The organism is Pseudomonas lactis (assembly GCF_001439845.1).
GTDB lineage: Bacteria > Pseudomonadota > Gammaproteobacteria > Pseudomonadales > Pseudomonadaceae > Aquipseudomonas > Aquipseudomonas lactis.
Map to the genome: position 1 here is coordinate 79,004 of NZ_JYLO01000011.1, position 20,283 is coordinate 99,286.

The following is a 20,283-nucleotide window of genomic DNA, read 5'->3' on the forward strand; positions in this document are numbered from 1 at the left end:
CAGTTACTTAATGGAGTGAGCATGTACGTCGCCGAGTTTTTGACCGTAGCCTTGATTCACTTGCTGGCGGTGGCCAGCCCCGGCCCGGATTTCGCCGTGGTGGTGCGTGAGAGTGTGACCCATGGCCGCCGCGCCGGCACATGGACGGCACTGGGCGTCGGTTCGGCGATTTTCCTGCATGTGGGTTACTCGTTGCTGGGTATCGGCTTGATCGTGTCCCAGTCCATTGTGCTGTTCAATGCGTTGAAGTGGGCGGCAGCGGCGTACCTGCTGTACATCGGCTTCAAGGCCCTGCGTGCCCAGCCGGCCAAGCCTGCGGCCGAGGGCGAGTTGCACCGTGAAGCGGGTGAGCGCACCCCGCGTGGCGCGTTTACTGCGGGCTTTGTGACCAATGGTTTGAACCCCAAGGCCACGTTGTTTTTCCTGTCGTTGTTTACCGTGGTGATCAACCCCCACACACCATTGGCGGTGCAGGCCGGTTATGGGGTGTACCTGGCGGTGGCGACGGCGTTGTGGTTTTGCCTGGTGGCCATGCTGTTCAGCCAGCAGCGTGTACGCGCGGGGTTTGCGCGGATGGGGCATTGGTTTGATCGGACCATGGGCGCGGTGTTGATTGCTATTGGGGTGAAGTTGGCCTTCACCAGCATGAAGTAAGCGCGTTCACTCAAGCGGGCAGGGACAAAATGTGGGAGCTGGCTTGCCTGCGATGACGGCCTGCCAGCCGACACCTACCTACCTGACGCCTCACGATCCAACTGCGGGCTTGCTCGCGAAGGCGGGCTGGCAGTCAACACGGTTGGATTGTGTACATATCCATTGCTGCGGTAACGGCCGCTTAGGGTTCCGCTCTGACAGCGGCTCACTTTTGAAAAGCGCAAAAGTAAGCAAAACGCTCTTGCCCCACCACTCGGCACCTCGCCTAGGCTCGGTGTGCCCGTAATCCGCCAGTGATTTGGGGGGCCGCCGCCACGCGCCATCCATGGCGCGGGGCGGCTAAACCGGCATCCCTGCCGGTTTACCCCCCAAATCCCTGTCGAATTCCGGCCAGCGTGGTTTGACGGGGCGCTTGAGATCAAAAGCAGATCAAGATCAAGAGCGGCTCGCTTCGCATCGTGGTTACCGTCGATTGCTGGAACGCAATGACGTCCGGATAATGGCGTAACGCTAGCATTTGCTGGCTCCTGCAAATCATTCCTTTGGCTGATTTGGCTGAAACATAAGCGCTCTACAGTGCAGGTCTTCAAGCCAAGACCGTGCAGTCATTAAAGGGATTCTTATGTTGCAGACCCGTGTTATCCCGCCCGCCGAAGGTGCGTACCAATATCCGCTGTTGATCAAGCGCCTGTTGATGTCCGGGACTCGCTACGAGAAGACCCGGGAAATTATCTATCGCGACAAGCTGCGCTACAGCTACCCCACGCTGATCGAGCGCGTTGCGCGCCTGGCCAATGTGCTGACTGAAGCCGGGGTCAAGGCCGGTGATACCGTGGCGGTGATGGACTGGGACAGCCACCGTTACTTGGAGTGCATGTTCGCCATCCCGATGATTGGCGCGGTGATCCACACCATTAACGTGCGGCTGTCGCCGGAGCAGATTCTGTACACCATGAACCACGCCGAAGACCGCTTTGTGCTGGTCAACAGTGAGTTCGTGGGGCTCTACCAGGCGATTGCCGGGCAGCTCACTACCGTCGACAAGACCTTGTTGATTACCGATGGTGACACCCACACCGCCGAGCTACCCAATCTTGTCGGTGAGTACGAAACCCTCCTGGCCGCCGCCAGCCCCAGCTATGACTTCGAGGATTTTGACGAAAACTCGGTCGCCACCACGTTCTACACCACCGGCACCACCGGTAACCCCAAAGGTGTGTACTTCACCCATCGGCAACTGGTGCTGCACACCATTGGCGTGGCGACCATCATGGGCAGCGTCGACAGCGTGCGGCTGCTGGGCACCAACGACGTGTACATGCCGATCACGCCGATGTTCCACGTACACGCCTGGGGCTTGCCGTATGTGGCGACCATGCTCGGGCTCAAGCAGGTGTACCCCGGCCGCTACGACCCGGAATACCTGGTGGAGCTGTGGCGCAAGGAGAAGGTGACGTTCTCCCACTGTGTGCCGACCATCCTGCAAATGGTGCTCAACGCCAAGGCTGCGCAGAACGTGGATTTCGGCGGTTGGAAAATCGTCATCGGCGGCAGCGCCCTCAACCGTTCGCTGTATGAAGCTGCCAAGGCCCGTGGCATTCAACTGACCGCCGCGTATGGCATGTCCGAGACCGGGCCGCTGGTGTCTTGCGCTCACCTCAATGATGAGTTGATGGCCGGCAGCGAAGATGAGCGCACCACCTACCGCATCAAGGCCGGTGTGCCGGGCCCGTTGGTTGAGGCGGCAATCATGGACACTGACGGTCATTTCCTGCCCGCCGATGGCGAAACCCAGGGCGAACTGGTGCTGCGCGCGCCGTGGCTGACCGAGGGTTACTACAAAGAACCGCAAAAGGGCACCGAACTCTGGGCCGGTGGTTGGTTGCACACCGGTGATGTGGCCACGCTGGATGCCTTCGGCGTGATTGATATCCGCGACCGCATCAAGGATGTGATCAAGACCGGCGGCGAATGGATCTCTTCCCTGGCTCTGGAAGACCTGGTCAGCCGCCACCCGGCGGTGCGGGAAGTGGCGGTGGTAGGCATTGCCGATCCGCAATGGGGCGAGCGTCCCTTCGCGCTGTTGGTGGTGCGTGAAGGGCATGTGATCGATGCGCGAGAGCTCAAGGAACACCTCAAGCCTTTTGTCGAGCTGGGCCATTTGAGCAAGTGGGCGATCCCGAGCCAGATCGCCGTTGTTACTGAAATTCCCAAGACCAGTGTCGGCAAGCTCGACAAGAAACGTATCCGTGTCGACATCATCGAATGGCAGGCCAACAACAGCACGTTTCTGTCCACGCTCTAAGCCCTCTCGCCGCGCCCGTTCGGGCGCGGCAATGCTCTATATCAAGCCTTTACTTGTGATTTGCCGAATTTCAGCCATCCTTCCCGCGTCGACCTTCGTCGGCGTGGCGAAAGGGTTGTGGCAGACAGGTTGGTGATGCAAATCACACTTTAGAGGGATCAAGCACTACCCCCCTCTGGCTATAGTCCCTTTCAGAGTTTTTCGCGGATGTTGCGCTTCGAGCCATGGAGGCTCGGTGGCGATGCGGCATTGGAATCGTTGTATCCCGGCCGTTACATCTGAAGAAAGGGCTCACTGCCATAACAATAAAATATGCACATGGAGTAGCGTCGATGACCTCAGTAAACCAGTTCTGGCGCCGGGCAAGACTGCCCCTGGCCGTCAGCCTCGCTTCTACGCTCGCCGGGCCGGCATTCGGCGTCAGTTTCAACATTGGTGAAATCGAAGGGAGCTTTGACTCGTCGCTTTCCGTGGGGGCGAGCTGGTCCACGGCCAAACCCAATCGTGACCTGATCGGTGCCAACAACGGCGGCAAGGGCCTGTCCCAGACCTCCGATGACGGCCACCTGAACTTCAAGCGCGGCGAGACCTTCTCGAAGATCTTCAAGGGCATCCACGACCTGGAACTGAAGTACGGCGACACCGGTGTGTTTGTGCGGGGCAAGTACTGGTACGACTTCGAACTCAAGGACGAAAGCCGTCCGTTCAAGGACATCAGCGACAACAACCGCAAAGAGGGCGCCAAGTCTTCGGGCGGGCAGATTCTCGACGCATTCGTCTACCACAACTACTCGATTGCCGATGCGCCGGGTTCCGTGCGTTTTGGTAAGCAGGTGGTGAGCTGGGGCGAAAGTACCTTCATCGGTGGCGGCATCAACTCCATCAACCCGATCGACGTGTCGGCGTTTCGCCGTCCGGGGGCCGAGATCAAGGAAGGCTTGATCCCGGTGAACATGTTCTACGTGTCCCAGTCGCTCACCGACAACCTGTCGGCCGAGGCGTTTTACCAGCTGGAGTGGGACCAGACCGTGACCGATAACTGCGGCACGTTCTTCTCGCAGCCGGACGTGATCTCCGATGGTTGCAGCAATAACCTGCGGGTACTGAACAAGCGTTCCACCATTCCTGCCGCCGCCCTGCCGACCCTGGGTGCCTTGGGTGTGGACGTCAACAGCGAAGGGGTGCTGGTGCGCCGTGGGCCGGACCGTGATGCACGCGACAGCGGCCAGTTCGGCGTGGCCATGCGCTACAACTTCGAACCGCTGGATACTGAGTTCGGCGCGTATTTCATGAACTACCATAGCCGTGCGCCGATCTTCAGTGCACAGGGCGCGCCATCGGCGGCCTACACGCGTCCGCTGGGGCCACTGGGAGCCTTGCGGCCGTTGATCGTGGCGGGCAGCTCGAATTACTTCGTCGAGTACCCGGAAGATATCCGCCTCTACGGCCTGAGCTTCTCCACCACCTTGCCTACCGGCACCGCCTGGAGTGGTGAGTTGAGCTACCGTCCGAATGCGCCGGTGCAGTTGAGCACCACTGATATTCTGTTCGCCGGCGTCACGCCGATCCCGGGCTTTGGCAATGCGTCCGTGCTCAAGGGCACGCCGGGCCAGGACCTGCACGGCTACAACCGCAAGGAAGTCACCCAGTTCCAGACCACCTTCACGCACTTCTTCGACCAGGTCATGGGCGCCAGCCGCCTCACCACCGTCGGTGAAATCGGCGTGACCCACGTGGGCGGCCTGGAAAGCAAATCCCAGGCTCGTTACGGCCGCGACCCAGTGTTCGGCCCAGGCACGCTGCCAGGTGGGTTCTGCAACGCCCTCAACAACTCCACCGCCAACGGCGCCGGCTTGCCCAACGCTGCCGGCCTGAACACCAACTGCAATAACGACGGTTACACCACTGCAACGTCTTGGGGCTACCGTGCCCGTGCCATCTGGGAATACCCGGATGTGTTCGCGGGCGTGAACCTCAAGCCTAACGTGGCCTGGTCCCATGACGTCAAAGGTTACTCGCCAGGCCCTGGCGGCAACTTTGAAGAAGGTCGCAAGGCGGTCAGCCTGGGCCTGGATGCCGAATACCAGAACACCTACACCGCGAGCCTGGCGTACACCAACTTCTTTGGTGGCAAGTTCAGCACCGTGGATGACCGCGACTTTGTCGCCTTGAGCTTCGGCGCCAACTTCTAAGCACACTCTTTTCAAGTGGCATGTATTCAGGAAGACCAGAGCATGAAAATAACAAAAAGTCTGTTGCACGTGGGTGTGCTTGGGCTGTCGATCCTGGCGAGTAACGTCATGGCGGCAGTCTCGGCAGATGAAGCCGCCAAGCTCGGCACGACCCTGACCCCGATGGGCGCCGAGATGGCGGGTAACGCGGCTGGCACCATTCCAAAATGGTCGCCATTGCCGACCAATGCCGGCGCAGTCGACGCCCGTGGTTTCCTCGCCAACCCGTATGCCAGCGAGCAACCGCAGTTCACCATCACCGCGCAGAACGTCGAGCAATACAAAGACAAGCTGGCCCCCGGGCAATACGCGATGTTCAAGCGTTACCCGGACAGCTTCAAGATGCCGGTGTACCCGACCCATCGCGGTGCCACCGTGCCGGCTGAGGTGTTTGCCTCGATCAAGAAAAACGCCACCACCACCAACCTGGTGTCCGGCGGCAACGGCCTGGAAAACTTCGAAACCGCCGTCCCGTTCCCGATTCCCAAGAGCGGCGTTGAAGTGATCTGGAACCACATCACCCGTTACCGCGGCGGCAGCGTCACCCGCCTGGTCACCCAGGCCACCCCGCAAACCAACGGTTCCTACAGCCTGGTGTATTTCCGCGACCAGTTCGTGTTCCGCGACAAGATGAAGGACTTCGATCCGAAAAACCCAGGCAACGTGCTGTTCTACTTCAAGCAGCAAGTGACTGCGCCAGCGCGCCTGGCCGGTGGTGTACTGCTGGTGCACGAAACCCTGGACCAGGTCAAAGAACCGCGGTCGGCCTGGGTCTACAACGCCGGTCAGCGCCGCGTGCGTCGGGCGCCCCAAGTCTCCTATGACGGGCCGGGCACCGCCGCCGATGGCCTGCGCACTTCCGACAACCTCGACATGTACAACGGTGCGCCGGACCGCTACGACTGGAAGCTGGAAGGCAAGAAAGAAATCTACATCGCCTCCAACAGCTACAAGGTCGACGATCCCAAGCTCAAGTACGCCGACATCATCAAGGCTGGCCACATCAACCAGGACCTGGCTCGCTACGAGCTGCGCCGTGTCTGGCACGTGGTCGCCACCTTGAAGGAAGGCCAGCGCCACATTTACGCCAAGCGTGACTTCTACATTGACGAAGACACCTGGCAAGCCGCGGTGATCGACCACTACGACGGTCGTGGCCAACTGTGGCGTGTCGCCGAAGCCCATGCCGAGAACTACTACGACAAGCAAGTGCCGTGGTACGCCCTGGAAACCCTCTACGACCTGCAGTCCGGCCGCTACCTGGCCTTGGGCATGAAGAACGAAGAGAAGCAGGCCTATGACTTTGGCTTCACCGCCAGCACCAGCGACTTCACCCCAGCGGCCCTGCGCCAGGACGGTGTTCGCTAACCTCTGCTAATGATCGCTCCCACGCTCTGCGTGGGAGCGCTTCCTGTGACGCTCTGCGTCACGCCTCACGCGACCATCCTGAATGGGCGCGTTGTTTTTGAGCCCTTCGCGAGCAAGCTCGCTCCTACTTCTTTCTTGGTGGCTGGAAGAGATATTTCTTGTCGCAGTTCTTTTTCAGCCATTTGTTGCAAAGATCTACAATCCCGCCGCTTTTACCGCTAGTCTGCGGACATCTGCAATGCCGACAACAGCCTTCTACAAGAGCCCGGCGATGACTGATCTGTCCCGAACCCATGGGCCTGCCAGTGTGGTGATGCCGACCCTGGAAGGCCGCTTCTACAGGCCGCCGCTGCCTGACGGCTACGTGCTGCGCCCACGCCTGTGCGAACGGCTGAATGCGGGCCTGGAGGGGCGACTGTTGCTGGTCAGCGCGCCTGCTGGGTTTGGCAAGAGTTCGTTGGCGGTGGAGTTTTGCCAGGGCTTGCCAGCTCAGTGGCAAAGCCTCTGGTTGGGCCTGAGCCCAAGAGACAGTGACCCCGGCCGTTTCCTGGAGCGGCTGCTCGACGGCTTGCAACAGTATTTCCCGCAACTCGGCGCCCAATCCATGGGCTTGCTGAAAATGCGCCAGCGTCACCAACCCTTTGCCTTCGAAGAATGGCTCGATGGCCTGCTCGACGAGCTGGCCATGCACCTGTCTGCGCGTTCGCCGTTATTGCTGGTGCTGGATGACTATCACCTGGCCCAGGGCCCGGTGCTGGATCGCTGCCTGCAATTTTTCCTCAACCATTTGCCTGATGGACTGGTGGTGCTGGTCACCAGCCGGCAGCGTCCGGACTGGCACCTGGCACGCCTGCGCCTGTCGCGGCACCTGTTGGAACTGCATGAGCAAGACCTGCGCCTGACTCACGATGAATCCCTGGCGGTGCTGGATGGACACGGCAATGCGTTGCGCGGTGAGGCGTTGGAAAACCTGATCCGCCGTAGCGAGGGCTGGGTCGCCGGCCTGCGCTTCTGGCTGTTGGCGGCCTCCGAAGCGGGCAGTGAGGGCGCCTTGCCCCAAAGCCTGCACGGTGGCGAAGGGCTGATTCGCGATTACCTGCTCGAAGAAGTCATCGACTGCCTTCCCGCAGAAGTGCAAGCGTTCCTGTACGACACCGCACCGCAGGAGCGCTTTTGCAGCGAACTGTGCGACGCCATCCGAGAGGCCCATGACAGCGCAGAAATCCTGCGTTATCTGCAGGCTCATCAAGTGTTTCTGGTGCCGTTGGATGAGCAAGGCCATTGGTACCGCTATCACCATTTGTTCTCCGATCTGCTGCGCACCCGCCGCGAGAAGAGTGCCACCTTGCCGCCGGCCAGCTTGCACTTGCGCGCTTGTCGCTGGTTTAACGCCCAGGGCTTGATCGACGAGGCGGTGGAGCAGGCGCTGCGGGCCGGGCACCTGGATGTGGCGGCGAACCTGGTGCAGAACCTGTCCGAAGAGCAACTGCTGGCAGAGCAGAACATCGGCATGCTGCTGCGCTGGAAGATGGACCTGCCCGACAGCTTGCTGATCAGCACGCCGCGTTTGATCGTGCTGTACAGCTGGGCGCTGGGGCTCGCATGCCAACTGGATGCGGCGCAGGAACTGTCCAGTTACCTCAGCCGCTTCCTGCCGGCGCCATCGGCCACCGCGCAAAAATCCATGTTGGCCCAATGGTTGGCGCTGAGCGGGATCATTGCCCGTGGGCGCGGAGACCGTGAGCTGACCCAGCGCTATTGCCAAGAGGCGTTGGAAAGCCTGCCGCAAAAGCGTTACGGCCAGCGCCTGGTGTGCCTCTCGACTCTGTCCAACCTGGCAATCGCCGATGCCGACCTGTGGCGCGCCCGTGGCCTGAACCGCGAATCTCTGGAACTGGCGCAGCGCGTCGGTAACCCCTTGTTTGAGGCCTTGGCCCATTACGACCGAGCGCGGGTGTTGCAGTCGCGAGGTGAGATCCTGCGTTCTCTGGATGAAGTTCGCCAAGGCCTGGAGCGCCTGCATGGGCTGGCACCCCAGCGCCTGTATGCCGTGCGCGCACGGTTGTCGCTTTACGAAGGTTACCTGCTGTTGGTGCGTTACCAGCCCGAAGCCGGCCTTGCGCGTTTGCGCGCCGGCCTGACCGAGGCCCGCGCCTGCCGCGATATCAGTGTGCTGATCGGGCACTGTGTCATCGCCAGTTTCGAAGGGCGGCGTGGGGAGTTTGCCAATGCCTTTGCCGAACTGGCCGAGGCCGAGCGCTTGATGCACATCTGGGATGTGCCGCCGATCTATTACCTGGCGATGATCACCCTGATCAAATGCGAGCTGTGGCTGGCCCAGGGTCGCACTGACCTGGCCGACGCCTGGCTGGCCCGCCTGGGGCAGACCTACAACGGCGAGCACGCCGCGGCCGCCCCCGAGTTTCATCCGCACCTGCCGCAACATATCGAGCTGCAACAAGCCGCGCTCGATGCCACTCGCCATCAACCCGACAGTGCGCTGCAACGCCTCGAAGCGCTGGCCCAGCAGGCCCATGACAGCGGGCGCCAGATGATTGCCCTGATGGCGCTGGTCCAGCAGGTGCAGTTGCTTCTGGAGAATGGCCAGGAGGCTAAGGCCAGGCCGGTATTGGCCCGTGCCCTGCAAGCCGGCTCGGGCGGTGCGTTGCAGCCGTTTCAACGCGTGTTGGAGGGTTACCCCCAGTGGATGCGCGAGCAGCTGGGCAAGGACTCCCATGGGCTGCTCAACCAGAGCTTGCTGGCGCTGCTGCCCCAAGTCATTGCGGTTGAAGCCTCACCTCAACAGGAAACCCTGAGCACCCGAGAGCTGGCAGTGCTGCAGCTGATTGCCCAAGGCTGTTCAAACCAGGAAATCAGCAATCAGCTGTTCATCTCCCTGCACACGGTGAAGACCCACGCCAGCCACATCAACAGCAAGCTCGGCGTGGAGCGTCGTACCCAGGCAGTCGCGCGGGCCAAGTCCATGGGCTTGCTGGCCTGAGCCCGTGGCTCAAGGCGCGGTCGGGCAGCCCTTGAGTGAAGTGTCGACGGTCTGATTGATCAGCGCCGCGAACCGCTTGAGGTTGTTCTGGTGCGCCACCACCAGTTCGTCGATGCTCGGCCCGGCAGGCGACTGCAAAGTGGTGCGGCAGGTCAACGCCGGACGGTCGCCATTGATTTGCCTCAGGCGCCAGCGCACATCGAGCAACGCGTACTGCCCCGGTACCGAGTCAAAGCGCTGCACGTCCACGCGCAACGCCACGGCTTGCCGGGCATTGCTGCTGGCCAACTGGTCCACCAGGGCGCTCTTAAGCTCATCGGCGAGGGTGGCCGCCCACCACTGGGTTTCAAGAATCGCCAGGCCGCTGTCGCCCTGGCGAATCACTATCTGCGCGCGGTCGACCTGAGGCGGCACGCTGATGCTCTCAATGCGTACACCGCCGGCCTCTGCTCGCGTACTCGGGCTCAAGTGTGCCGGGGTCAGGGTGTGAAAGGCGATGGGTTCACTGCGACAGGCACCGAGCATCAGCAGGGCGCTCAGCAACGTGATCTTCAGCGGCAATGTCATGGCGGCTCCAATGGTCATTTACGGGGTGGCCCTTGCAGGTCCGTCGGTGCGGCATTATCGGGGCGGCCGCGAATCAGCGACTCCGGATGCCGGCCCAGGTAATCCGAAAGCTCGCGCAGGGAGCGCGACATGCGCCCCAACTCGTCGAGGGTCTGGGTCAGTTGTTCACGCTGCGGCGAGTCTTCGGCCAGGGTTGAACTGGCCGATTGCAGGGTCTTGCTCACGTCGCCCAAGGTCGTCTGCACACCCGGCAGTGTCTTGGCGTTGAATTGCGCCAGGCCCTTGCGCAGTTCGACCAGGCTGGCATCGAGGTTGCCGGCAATGCGCTCGACAGGCAGTTGGCTGATCTTGTTGACGATGCCTTCGAACTTCTCTTGCAGTTGTTCCAGGTTGCCCGGGATGGTGGGGATGCCCACGGGTCGCTGGTTCGGGTCGAACGCGACTTTCTCGGCCTTGGGGTAGAAGTCCAGGGCGATGTACAGCTGGCCAGTCAGCAAGTTGCCGCTGCGGGCCTGGGCGCGCAGGCCGTTTTCGATGAAGGTACCAATCAGGCGTACGCCGGCGGCCTCATCGTCAGGGTTATTGTTCATGGCCTTGAGCAGCTTGGTGTGGGCCTCGCCGAGCAGTTGCGGGTAGATCACGATGCCGACATTGACCGGGAAGGTGCGTTTCTTCGCATCGAAATCCAGGTTGATCGATACAACCCTGCCGAACTCCACGCCAAGGAACTCCACCGGTGCGTCGACTTTCAGCCCGCGCAGAGCCTGATCGAAACGCAGGACCATGTATTGGCCCTTGCCGTTGGGTGGGGCGAGGGCGCTTTGCTGGTCTTCGAACAACTCAAAGCTGCGACTTTCTTCGGCCGGTTTGTCATTGGGGTTGTAGGGCGGCGCCTGGAAGGCGATCCCGCCCATCAACATGGACGACAAGGATTCGGTTTTCAGCGCGAAGCCATTGGCGCCAACGCTCAAGTCGACGCCACTGGCGTTCCAGAACCGCGTGTTCTCAGTGATGTACACGTCATTGGGCGCATGCACGAAGATCTCGACATTCACGCCCTTGCCCTCGTTGTCCAGCTCATAGGCCACCACCTGGCCCACCGGAATCTTGCGGTAATAGACGGGGGAGCCGATGTCCAGGGAGCCCAGGGCCTGGGTGTGCAGGGTGAAGCGCTTGCCGGGCTCGCCGTAGGTAATGGGCGGCGGGTTTTCCAAGCTCGTGAAGTGCTTGGCGCGGGTCTCGGACTGGCCGATGTCTGCGCCGATGTAGTCGCCGGACAACAACGTGTCGATGCCCGACACGCCGCCTGCGCCGATGCGTGGGCGCACCACCCAGAATTTCGAATCTTCGCGGGTGAAGCTTTCGGCCTGTTTGACCAGCTCGACGGTGGCGTTGACGCTTTTCTGGTCATCACTCAGGGCCACGGCAGTTACCTGGCCGATCACCACGTTGCGGTATTTGACCTCGGTTTTGTTGGCAACCAGCCCGCTGCCGGTCTTGAAGTTGAGGACGATGGTCGGCCCTTGTTGCATGACGCTGTGGATCACCAGCGAGATCCCCACCAGCACGGCGACAATCGGCACGATCCAGACCAGCGAAACGCTGAAACGACGCGTCTTGATCACGGGTTGCCCCGCAGGGGTGTCAGCCTTGGATGAGCTCATCCGAGGTCTCCTCGTTAGGTGGGTTTTCCCAGATTAGCCGGGGATCAAAGCTCATGGCCGCGAGCATCGTAAACACGACCACCAGGCCAAAAAACAGAATACCCAGGCGCGGTTCGATCGTGCCCAGGGCTTGAAACTTCACCAGCGCGGCCACCAGGGCGACCACGATGACATCGAGCATCGACCAGTAGCCGATCAGTTCGATAAACCGAAACAGCTTCGAACGCTCCTTGCGCGCCCACTGGCTATTGCGCTGCACGGTGACCAGCAGCAGCCCCAGCGACAAGAACTTGATGCCCGGCACGGCAATGCTGGCGATGAAAATGATCAGCGCAATGTCCCAGGCACCATGCTGCCAGAACTCCAGCACGCCGCTCATGATGGTGCTGTCTGCGCCCGAGCCGAGCATGGTGGTGTTCATCACCGGCAATAAATTGGCCGGGACATAAAAGGCGAGGGCAGTGAGCATGTAGGCCCAGGTTCGGGTCAGGGACTGCACCTTGCGCCGATGCAGCGTGGCGCCACAGCGGTCGCACTCGGTGGGTTCAAGGCGCATGTCGCAGGGCTGGCCGCAGGTGTGGCACAGGCACAGGTTCAGCTCGCGAGCGGTGGGCGGTGAATTCATACGGTGTCCCACAGGTCACGCACATCGCGCCCGGCAATGCGGATCAGCAACAGGCTCAGGGCGGCCAAGGCAAACAGGCCGGTGCCAGGGATCACATCCAGCATGCCGGCCAGCTTGAACACCGCGACCATCGCGCCCAGCAGGCACACCTCCAGCATGCTCCACGGCCTGAGGGCTTCGAGCCAGCGCATGCACAGCTTGAACGCCGGCGAGCGCCTACCGGCCAAGGCGAAACTCAGCACCCAGATCAGCAACGCTAGCTGAAACACCGGGGCGATAATGATGGAGATCGCTGCCACCAGTGCAATGAACGTGATTGGCCCCAGGCTCAGTGCAACCACTGAGTCCCAGAGGGTGGCGCTGTTTTTCAAGCCTTGCAGGCTGATGCTCATCACCGGGTAAAAGTTGGCAAAGGTCCACAGCACTGCGGCAGTCACCGTCAGGGCCAGACGTTGTTGCACCGACAGGCCGTTATAGCGCTGCAGCACGCCCGAGCAACGTACGCACAGGGCTTTCTGATGTTTGGCGAGCGTGACTTTCTCGTACACGCAGTCGCAGTGTTCGCAGATGATCTGTTGATTCGCCATGGATGTTGCTCCAAATGCGACTGACTGCAGCGGGGGATTTCAATGGCGCGTGTGTAGCTTAGCAGCGGATAGATCGCGCAATCGACGCCTTCCCGCGCAGAGGCAAGCTACACCATACTGCACTTGGAACGCGCCAGAGAGCTTGCAGGACACCCATGACTATTGAAAAACAACCGTTGATTCGCGAAACCTTTCCCGTCGGGCCGTTGCAGTGCAACTGCACCATCATTGGCGACCCGATCACTAAAAAAGCCATCGTAGTCGACCCTGGCGGCAATCACGAGTTGATCCTGGCGCGCCTTGATGCACTGGGCCTGAAGGTGGTGAGCATTATCCACACCCATGCTCACCTTGATCATTTCCTGGCCTCCGGGCAATTGAAAGAAAAGACCGGCGCCACGCTGCACCTGCACAAAGAGGATCAATTTCTGTGGGACAACCTGGAAATGCAATGCCAGATGTTTCGCGTGCCCTACGTCCCGGTGCCGTCTCCGGATCGCTGGCTGGAGCATGACGAAGAACTTGCCTGCGGTTGTGGCGTAGCCTTGCATACTCCTGGGCATACACCGGGCTCGATGAGTTTCTGGTTTGCCGACGCCAAGCTGTTGATCGCCGGCGATACCTTGTTTCGTCGCGGGGTAGGACGTACGGATTTATGGGGCGGCGACCAGGCGACGATTGTGCGGTCGATCAAGCAGCGCCTGTATACGCTGGATGAAGGCGCGACGGTGGTCACTGGGCATGGGCCGGATACGTTGCTGGGCGATGAGATGCGGGAGAATCCTTTCGTGCGTGCGTGATGGGTTGTCGGCTCTGATACAAGCCGGTACAGACACACAGGCACAGACCCAAGCCAAAGACAGCTATGCTTTACGCACCCCTCCACGGAATTTTTACCGTTTGTCGCGTTCCAAACTCGGCACAGGTCCATTGCCAATGTCCTCTGCATCACAGAATGCAAAAGTAGGAGCTTCCTTCATGTTCACTCCGCGTCGTCTGCTTGTTGTCGCTACCGCCGTAGCCCTGTTGTCTGGCTGCGCCTCACCTAACCCTTATGACGGCAGCCAGGGACAGGCCAGCAATGGTTCCGAAAGCGGCATGAGCAAAACCGCCAAATACGGCGGCCTCGGTGCGCTGGCTGGCGCATTGGCCGGTGCGGCCATCGACCATAACAACCGTGGCAAGGGCGCGCTGATTGGCGCGGTGGTTGCGGGTGCCGGTGCGGCAGGTTATGGCTACTACGCCGACCAGCAAGAGAAAAAACTGCGTGAAAGCATGGCCAACACCGGGGTTGAGGTGCAGCGCCAGGGTGACCAGATCAAGCTGATCATGCCGGGTAACATTACCTTCGCCACCAACTCGGACGCGATCTCCAGCAGCTTCTACCAGCCGCTGAACAACCTGGCCAACTCCCTCAAGCAGTTCAACCAGAACACCATCCAGATCGTTGGCTACACTGACAGCACCGGTAGCCGTCAACTGAACATGGACCTGTCCCAGCGCCGTGCGCAGAGCGTGGCCAACTACCTGACCTCCCAAGGCGTCAACGGTGCCAACCTGAGCGCACGCGGTGCCGGCCCGGATAACCCGATTGCCAGCAACGGCGATGTGAACGGCCGTGCCCAGAACCGTCGTGTCGAGGTCAACCTCGGCCCGATCCCTGGCCAGCAATACGGCCAACCTGCGGGCCAGCAGCAGGCGCCACAGCAGAACAACCAGTTCCAGGGCAACCCGTACCAGCAATACCAGTAAACCCCTGGGCACTAAAAAGGGCGCCGTGCAGTCAATGCACGGCGCCCTTTTTAGTGGCTGCGTGTTTTGATCGTTCCCACGCTCTGCGTTTGATCGTTCCCACGCTCTGCGTGGGAATGCCCGCTCGGACGCTCCGCGTCCTACTCTTGGCGCAAAAGCTGAAGCGTGTGCGGTGACGCGGAGCGTCACGGGATGCGTTCCCACGCAGAGCGTGGGAACGATCAGGCTCCTTCGATCTACATCAGTCGATGTATTCGAACACCTTCACAATCTTCTGTACGCCCGACACGCCCTGCACCAGGTTGGCGGCGCGGGTGGCTTCGGCCTGGGTCAGCAGGCCCATCATGTAGACGATGCCGTTGTCGGTGACGATCTTGATCCGCGAACCAGGCACCGCACTGTCGGTCAGCATCTGGGCCTTGATCTTGGTGGTCAGCAGGGCATCGTTGCTGATGGCCAGCAGGGTGATCGGGTCCATGACCTGCAGTTCGTTGTGGACCTTCTTGACGCGTTGCACGCCGGCGGCGGCTTGCTCGGCCTGGGCCTTGAGATCGGCGCGGGGCGTTTGGCCTGCCAGCAGGACCACGCCATTGAAGCTGGTCACTACAATGCGCGAGGCACCGTTGCCCAGGTCGGTAGCGGCCTTGGCGACGTTGACCTTCACCTTGGTTTCGATCAGCGAATCATCAATGGTGCTGCCGAAGGTGCGTGTGCCCCGGTCGTCCTGGATAGGGGTGTCCCGTGTAGCGGTGATAGCCGAGCTGCAGCCGCTGATGGCGACGCACAGCGTGATGGCCAAAAGACTGAGGCGATTAACGGTCATTCTTCACTCCCGAACAGTTGGCTGTCGATCAGATCGCACAGGCAGTGGATCGCCAGCAGATGAACTTCTTGGATACGTGCAGTGACATTGGCCGGGACGCGAATCTCCACGTCCTCAGGCAGCAGCAGCGACGCCATGCCGCCGCCGTCGCGACCGGTCAAGGCTACGACAATCATTTCGCGATCATGTGCGGCCTGGATCGCTTGAATAATATTGGCCGAGTTGCCGCTGGTGGAAATCGCCAGCAACACATCGCCGGGCTGGCCGAGGGCGCGGATCTGCTTGGAGAAGATTTCGTTGTAGCTGTAGTCGTTGGCAATCGAAGTGATCGTCGACGAATCGGTGGTCAAGGCAATAGCCGGCAGGCTCGGGCGCTCGCGTTCGAAGCGGTTGAGCAGCTCGGAGGAAAAATGCTGGGCATCGCCGGCCGAACCACCGTTGCCGCACGAAAGCATTTTGCCTTCGTTGAGCAAGGCATTGACCATCACCTGGCTGGCTTGCTCGATGTGCGGTGCAAGTACGTCCATCGCCTGTTGCTTGGTGTCGATGCTGGCCTGGAAAAGCTGGCGAATTCGGGATTGCATGTCCATCTGTGTGACCTTAAGTAGCGCGGCTGTTTGGCACAGGTAATGTGCAGCCCGCAAAGCAAAGAGCAAAAATGAGTGGTGAAGGTGCCCGGCGAATCAGCTGTCGAAGGCATTTTTGAGCCAGGTCAGATCAGCTGTGCCTGACGGGGTGCTTTCCATGGCAACCACATCGAAACGGCAGGGGCAGTCAGCCCAGCGATGCTCTTTTTGCAGAAAAAACTGCGCAGCGAGTATCAGCTTTTGACGCTTGCGCCCGTCGATACTGGCGAGCGCGCCACCCCATTGTGCGTGTTTTCTGTAGCGGACTTCGACGAATACTACTGTATCGCCGTCAAGCATGACCAGATCAAGCTCGCCGCGTTTACATAACCAGTTCTGCGCCAGAAGGCGCAGACCCTGTTGTTGCAGGTAATTGAGTGCATGCAGTTCGGCATCCTTGCCGCTTTGTGCGCTGGACCGCTCGGGCATCAGCGTGGGGTATCAGGCAGGCGCTGAATGTCGCCGCCGACGAACTTCGCCCACGGCATCTGGCGATCTACGCGCTGGTTGGCGCTGATGCCCAGGTTGCCCGAGAGGCCGTCGACACGAGTGTCCGGCAGTGCCTTGAGCTGGCCCAGGCGTGGCGCCAGGCGGTAGGCATCCACGCCCATCGCATAGAGGCGGCCCAGGCTGCCATTGGCTTGCGGCCATTGTGCGGCGACTTGGTTGCGCAGCGGGTCGGTGGTGTTAAGCAGCCAAGGGGTTTCGCAGAACATCACATTGGTCATGTCCAGGTACTGGTTGCGGTCACCGCTGGCACTGAACACGTGAGAGGTCGCGTACACCGGCACATCGCCGGCGTATTGGAAGTTCAGGGTCGGTTTGATCTGCTGGGCCAGTTGCGGCGTGACGGCCAGGAAGATGAACTCGATGTCCTGGCGACGCGAAGGCTGGGCGGCCACGTCGGTGCCGACCGTGCTTTGCAGGCTCTTGGCGCGGCCTTCGCTCTTGCGCAGTTGGAACAGATCGGCGATCTGCTGGGCCAGGGCCACAGGCTGATCGACATATTCCACGCCCATGACGGTGCCACCATTGGCTTCCCAATCCTGGCGGAACGCCTTGTACACGCGCTCACCCCATTCGCCACGGGGCACCATGGCGGCGGCGCGATGCAGGCCATCGGCACGCGCTCGGCGCGATACTTCGCGGGCTTCGTCTTCAGCGGCCAGGCCGAACTGGAACAGCTGCGCCGGGCCTTGATCGGTCTCGCTGTAGTTCAGGGCCAGGGTGGTGATCGGCAACTGCGGGCGTGCGCTGAGTTGCTTGACCAGCGGTTTTTCCAGCGGGCCGACCACCAGTTGCACGCCGGCGGCCTGGGCCTTGGCGTAGAAGTCGTCGAGGGAGGTCAGGCGCGAGCTGTCATAGAACTCGATAACCGGTGGCTTTTGCCCGGCTTGCTCAGCCTGGTAGTGAGCCGCCATGAAGCCTTCGCGCAGCGCTTTGCCCACAGCGGCCAGCGGGCCTTCCTGGGGCAGCAGCAGGGCGATCTTGTTCAGGGGCTGGCTGGCCAGTTCCTTGAGCTTGGTCAGCGGCGCTGGCAGTTGCACCGCCGCCGGGTGGCCCGGGTTCTGCGCGCGCCAGGTGTCGATGGCGGCTTGTTGTTGCTCCAGCGTACCGGCGCCCTTGACCGCCTGGGCCAGGGTGATCCAGCCATCGAGTGTCGGGTTGCCGGTGGCTTGCAGCTGTTCGGCTGGCAGCGCGGCAATCAATACCCAAATGGCTTCGTGGTTGCTGCTGGCAGCATCACCCGTCAGCAGGGGCGCCATGGCCACGCGCTCACGAGCGGCGGCGAGGGTCTGGCCGTCGGCTTCATAGGCGCGTGCATGCACGGTGCCGGTGCGGATCTGCTGGTCAGTCGGCAGTTCCTTCAGGCTTTGCAGGCTGGGGTGGTTCAGCGCTGCCAAGGCCGCCTTGGGCTGGTTGCGCCCCATGGCCAGTTCTGCGGCCAGGGTGCTGGCAAATACTTGCGCGGCTGGCTTCAGGGCATCCAGGGGCACTTGCGCAAGGATCTGCGAGGAGCGGCCGGGATTGTTCTGCTGGTAGGCCAGGTCTGCCGCGCTCAGGCGCAGCAACGCGGCTTTTTCTGGCGTCTTGGCGTTCGTCGCCTGTTCGAGCAGTTGCTCGATACTGGCATCGGGCGTGCGTGGCAGTTCGCCAAGACTGGAGGAGGGCGAACTGGCGCAAGCGGCCAGCAAGGCAGCGAGGCAGAGGGCGGAGAGCAGCCGCAGGCAAGCGATCATGTAAGTGTTCCTGATACCGATCAAATTAGCGTGGAAGTGTACCCAAGCACTGGCCCAGGCGCGATGTTCATGGCGTTAAACCGTGGATTTAGGTCGTGCAAATGTTGCCAGTAGCTGACGGTGGCTGAAACGGCATCGGCCGTGATGGCATATTTTCAAGGCTTCTACGCGCTACAATGTGACTTTTGCCAACCATCGAGGTGTGCGCTTTGACTGCTCCAGGTCCTTTGAATTCCACTGCAGGCTCGCTTTTTGTGGTGGCGACGCCCATTGGCAACCTGGACGACATCAGTGCCCGGGCGCTGAAGGTGTTGCGCGAGGTGAAATTGATCGCGGCAGAAGACACGCGGCACTCCCAACGGTTGATGCAGCATTTTGGTATCAGCACGCCATTAGCGGCCTGCCACGAACACAACGAACGTGAAGAGGGTAGCCGCTTCATCACGCGCCTTTTGGCGGGTGATGACGTCGCACTGATTTCCGACGCGGGCACGCCGCTGATTTCCGACCCTGGTTACCACCTGGTCCGCCAGGCGCGCGCCGCTGGTATCAATGTAGTGCCTGTTCCAGGAGCCTGCGCGCTGATTGCTGCATTATCGGCCGCCGGGTTGCCCTCGGACCGCTTTATCTTCGAAGGCTTCCTGCCCGCCAAGGCTGTAGGGCGTCGGGCGCGTCTGCAGGCACTTAAAGAAGAACCGCGCACCTTGATCTTCTATGAGGCCCCGCATCGCATTCTTGAATGCCTGCAAGACATGGAGCTGGTGTTTGGCGGCGAGCGCCTGGCCTTGCTGGCCCGGGAGTTGACCAAGACCTTCGAAACCCTCAAGGGGCTGCCGCTGGAGGCGTTGCGGGCGTTTGTCGAGGGCGATAGCAATCAGCAGCGCGGCGAATGCGTGGTGCTGGTAGCCGGCTGGACCGCGCCGGAGAGTGAAGACGCGGTGGGCAGCGAGGCCATGCGCATCCTCGATTTGTTGCTCAAGGAAATGCCACTCAAGCGCGCCGCCGCCCTGGCTGCCGAAATTACCGGGGTGCGCAAGAATGTGTTGTATCAGGTCGCGCTCGATAAACAGAAGGCCGAATAGTTCCGGGGCCAAAACTGTATTTCGTCTGAACGTGATGGCAATGCTGCACTTTTAATACTTGTCCTCAAGCCGCCGTGCCGTTAACCTTCGCGGCGGAGAGTCGATTGGACAGTCGCTGCCCTCTATGAAAATTAGGGGGGGGAGGAAAGTCCGGGCTCCATAGGGCGAAGTGCCAGGTAATGCCTGGGAGGCGTGAGCCTACGGAAAGTGCCACAGAAAATAACCGCCTAAGCACTTCGGTGCCGGTAAGGGTGAAAAGGTGCGGTAAGAGCGCACCGCACGACTGGCAACAGTTCGTGGCTAGGTAAACCCCACTTGGAGCAAGACCAAATAGGGTCCCAAGGCGTGGCCCGCGCTGGGACCGGGTAGGTTGCTAAAGATGTCCAGTGATGGCCATCGTAGACGAATGACTGTTCAAGACAGAACCCGGCTTACAGATCGACTCTCCACCTTTTCTCCTTGCGTTCGAATCTCGTGCGCAAACCCGGTAGTAACGCAAGAATCCCTCCCTGCCAAATCATTGGCAGATGCATCTTCGTAATACCAAAAAAATCTTACTCTTAATAAAACACTTTAACTTTAAGCCCTAGCTCTTTGAGCTGTTTGCTGTTGTTGAGTCAAAAACATCGCAAAACTCTCGTTTCTCCTCCCTTTACCTTCCTAAATCTCCGTTCTGTAAGGCTTTTCCTTGAATACGCGCCTTGACGGTGTGGTGGGCGCATTCCTATAGTGTGCGCAAGTGGCGGAAAGTGGCACAA

16 protein-coding genes and 1 other RNA gene are annotated in these 20,283 nt (G+C 60.8%); 9 read left to right on the forward strand and 8 right to left on the reverse strand.

All coding sequences use genetic code 11. The features are described 5' to 3' along the window. Nucleotides 1-21 precede the first annotated feature (21 nt). The 5 genes from TX24_RS19990 (at nt 22) to TX24_RS20010 (ending at nt 9,559) form a co-directional block, all read left to right on the forward strand. Nucleotides 22-654 (forward strand): LysE family translocator, encoded by a 633-nt coding sequence (locus tag TX24_RS19990; protein ID WP_003188636.1) that lies wholly within the window; start codon nt 22-24, stop codon nt 652-654. 622 nt (nt 655-1,276) lie between these two features. After that, nucleotides 1,277-2,959 carry a fatty acid--CoA ligase gene (locus TX24_RS19995; RefSeq protein WP_003188638.1) on the forward strand — a complete coding sequence of 561 codons (1,683 nt, stop codon included), beginning with the start codon at nt 1,277-1,279 and terminating at the stop codon, nt 2,957-2,959. A gap of 332 nt (nt 2,960-3,291) precedes the next feature. Beyond that, complete coding sequence (locus TX24_RS20000) at nt 3,292-5,151, forward strand: DUF1302 domain-containing protein (RefSeq protein WP_003188640.1); 1,860 nt, start codon at nt 3,292-3,294, stop codon at nt 5,149-5,151. Between the two features lie 42 nt (nt 5,152-5,193). Further along, nucleotides 5,194-6,558, forward strand: a complete 1,365-nt coding sequence (locus TX24_RS20005; RefSeq protein WP_003188642.1) for a DUF1329 domain-containing protein — start codon at nt 5,194-5,196, stop codon at nt 6,556-6,558. A gap of 271 nt (nt 6,559-6,829) precedes the next feature. Then, nucleotides 6,830-9,559 carry a winged helix-turn-helix domain-containing protein gene (locus TX24_RS20010; protein WP_057710937.1) on the forward strand — a complete coding sequence of 910 codons (2,730 nt, stop codon included), beginning with the start codon at nt 6,830-6,832 and terminating at the stop codon, nt 9,557-9,559. A gap of 9 nt (nt 9,560-9,568) precedes the next feature. Here TX24_RS20010 and TX24_RS20015 read toward each other — a convergent pair whose 3' ends face one another. The 4 genes from TX24_RS20015 to TX24_RS20030 are packed head-to-tail and all read right to left on the reverse strand — an operon-like array spanning nt 9,569 to nt 13,002. Continuing rightward, on the reverse strand, nt 9,569-10,126 hold the full coding sequence (locus tag TX24_RS20015; RefSeq protein ID WP_034134885.1) for a PqiC family protein: 558 nt from the start codon (nt 10,124-10,126) through the stop codon (nt 9,569-9,571). 14 nt (nt 10,127-10,140) lie between these two features. Then, a complete protein-coding gene (locus TX24_RS20020; RefSeq protein ID WP_057710938.1) occupies nt 10,141-11,790 on the reverse strand; it encodes a PqiB family protein in 1,650 nt (549 codons plus the stop codon). Next, complete coding sequence (locus tag TX24_RS20025) at nt 11,771-12,415, reverse strand: paraquat-inducible protein A (RefSeq protein ID WP_057710939.1); 645 nt, start codon at nt 12,413-12,415, stop codon at nt 11,771-11,773. Before TX24_RS20025 ends, TX24_RS20020 begins: the two co-directional genes overlap by 20 nt. Beyond that, nucleotides 12,412-13,002 carry a paraquat-inducible protein A gene (locus TX24_RS20030; RefSeq protein WP_034134888.1) on the reverse strand — a complete coding sequence of 197 codons (591 nt, stop codon included), beginning with the start codon at nt 13,000-13,002 and terminating at the stop codon, nt 12,412-12,414. Before TX24_RS20030 ends, TX24_RS20025 begins: the two co-directional genes overlap by 4 nt. Before the next feature lie 155 nt (nt 13,003-13,157). Between TX24_RS20030 and TX24_RS20035 the strand changes: the two genes are divergently transcribed. Both TX24_RS20035 and TX24_RS20040 read left to right on the forward strand, forming a co-directional pair. Then, a complete protein-coding gene (locus tag TX24_RS20035) occupies nt 13,158-13,802 on the forward strand; it encodes an MBL fold metallo-hydrolase (RefSeq protein ID WP_003188651.1) in 645 nt (214 codons plus the stop codon). A 178-nt stretch (nt 13,803-13,980) separates the two neighbouring features. Further along, the gene (locus TX24_RS20040) at nt 13,981-14,754 is read left to right on the forward strand and encodes a YiaD family glycine zipper/OmpA-like lipoprotein (RefSeq protein WP_003188654.1); all 774 of its coding nucleotides are present in this window, start codon (nt 13,981-13,983) and stop codon (nt 14,752-14,754) included. A 241-nt stretch (nt 14,755-14,995) separates the two neighbouring features. Here the strand turns inward: TX24_RS20040 and TX24_RS20045 are convergent, their stop codons facing one another. From TX24_RS20045 to TX24_RS20060, 4 genes are all read right to left on the reverse strand, one after another. Next, nucleotides 14,996-15,577: a BON domain-containing protein gene (locus tag TX24_RS20045; RefSeq protein ID WP_003188655.1), complete on the reverse strand. Its 582-nt coding sequence runs from the start codon at nt 15,575-15,577 to the stop codon at nt 14,996-14,998. After that, nucleotides 15,574-16,167, reverse strand: a complete 594-nt coding sequence (locus TX24_RS20050) for a phosphoheptose isomerase (protein ID WP_007904374.1) — start codon at nt 16,165-16,167, stop codon at nt 15,574-15,576. The genes TX24_RS20045 and TX24_RS20050 overlap by 4 nt, the downstream gene beginning before the upstream one ends. Before the next feature lie 93 nt (nt 16,168-16,260). Continuing rightward, nucleotides 16,261-16,632, reverse strand: coding sequence for a YraN family protein (locus tag TX24_RS20055; RefSeq protein WP_003188656.1), 372 nt, complete (start codon nt 16,630-16,632; stop codon nt 16,261-16,263). Continuing rightward, nucleotides 16,632-18,443 carry a penicillin-binding protein activator gene (locus TX24_RS20060; protein ID WP_057710940.1) on the reverse strand — a complete coding sequence of 604 codons (1,812 nt, stop codon included), beginning with the start codon at nt 18,441-18,443 and terminating at the stop codon, nt 16,632-16,634. Before TX24_RS20060 ends, TX24_RS20055 begins: the two co-directional genes overlap by 1 nt. A 209-nt stretch (nt 18,444-18,652) precedes the next feature. Between TX24_RS20060 and rsmI the strand changes: the two genes are divergently transcribed. Continuing rightward, nucleotides 18,653-19,525: a 16S rRNA (cytidine(1402)-2'-O)-methyltransferase gene (gene rsmI / locus TX24_RS20065; protein WP_034134890.1), complete on the forward strand. Its 873-nt coding sequence runs from the start codon at nt 18,653-18,655 to the stop codon at nt 19,523-19,525. Between the two features lie 96 nt (nt 19,526-19,621). Beyond that, an RNA gene (rnpB, locus tag TX24_RS20995) (RNase P RNA component class A) lies at nt 19,622-19,975 on the forward strand. Nucleotides 19,976-20,283 lie beyond the last annotated feature (308 nt).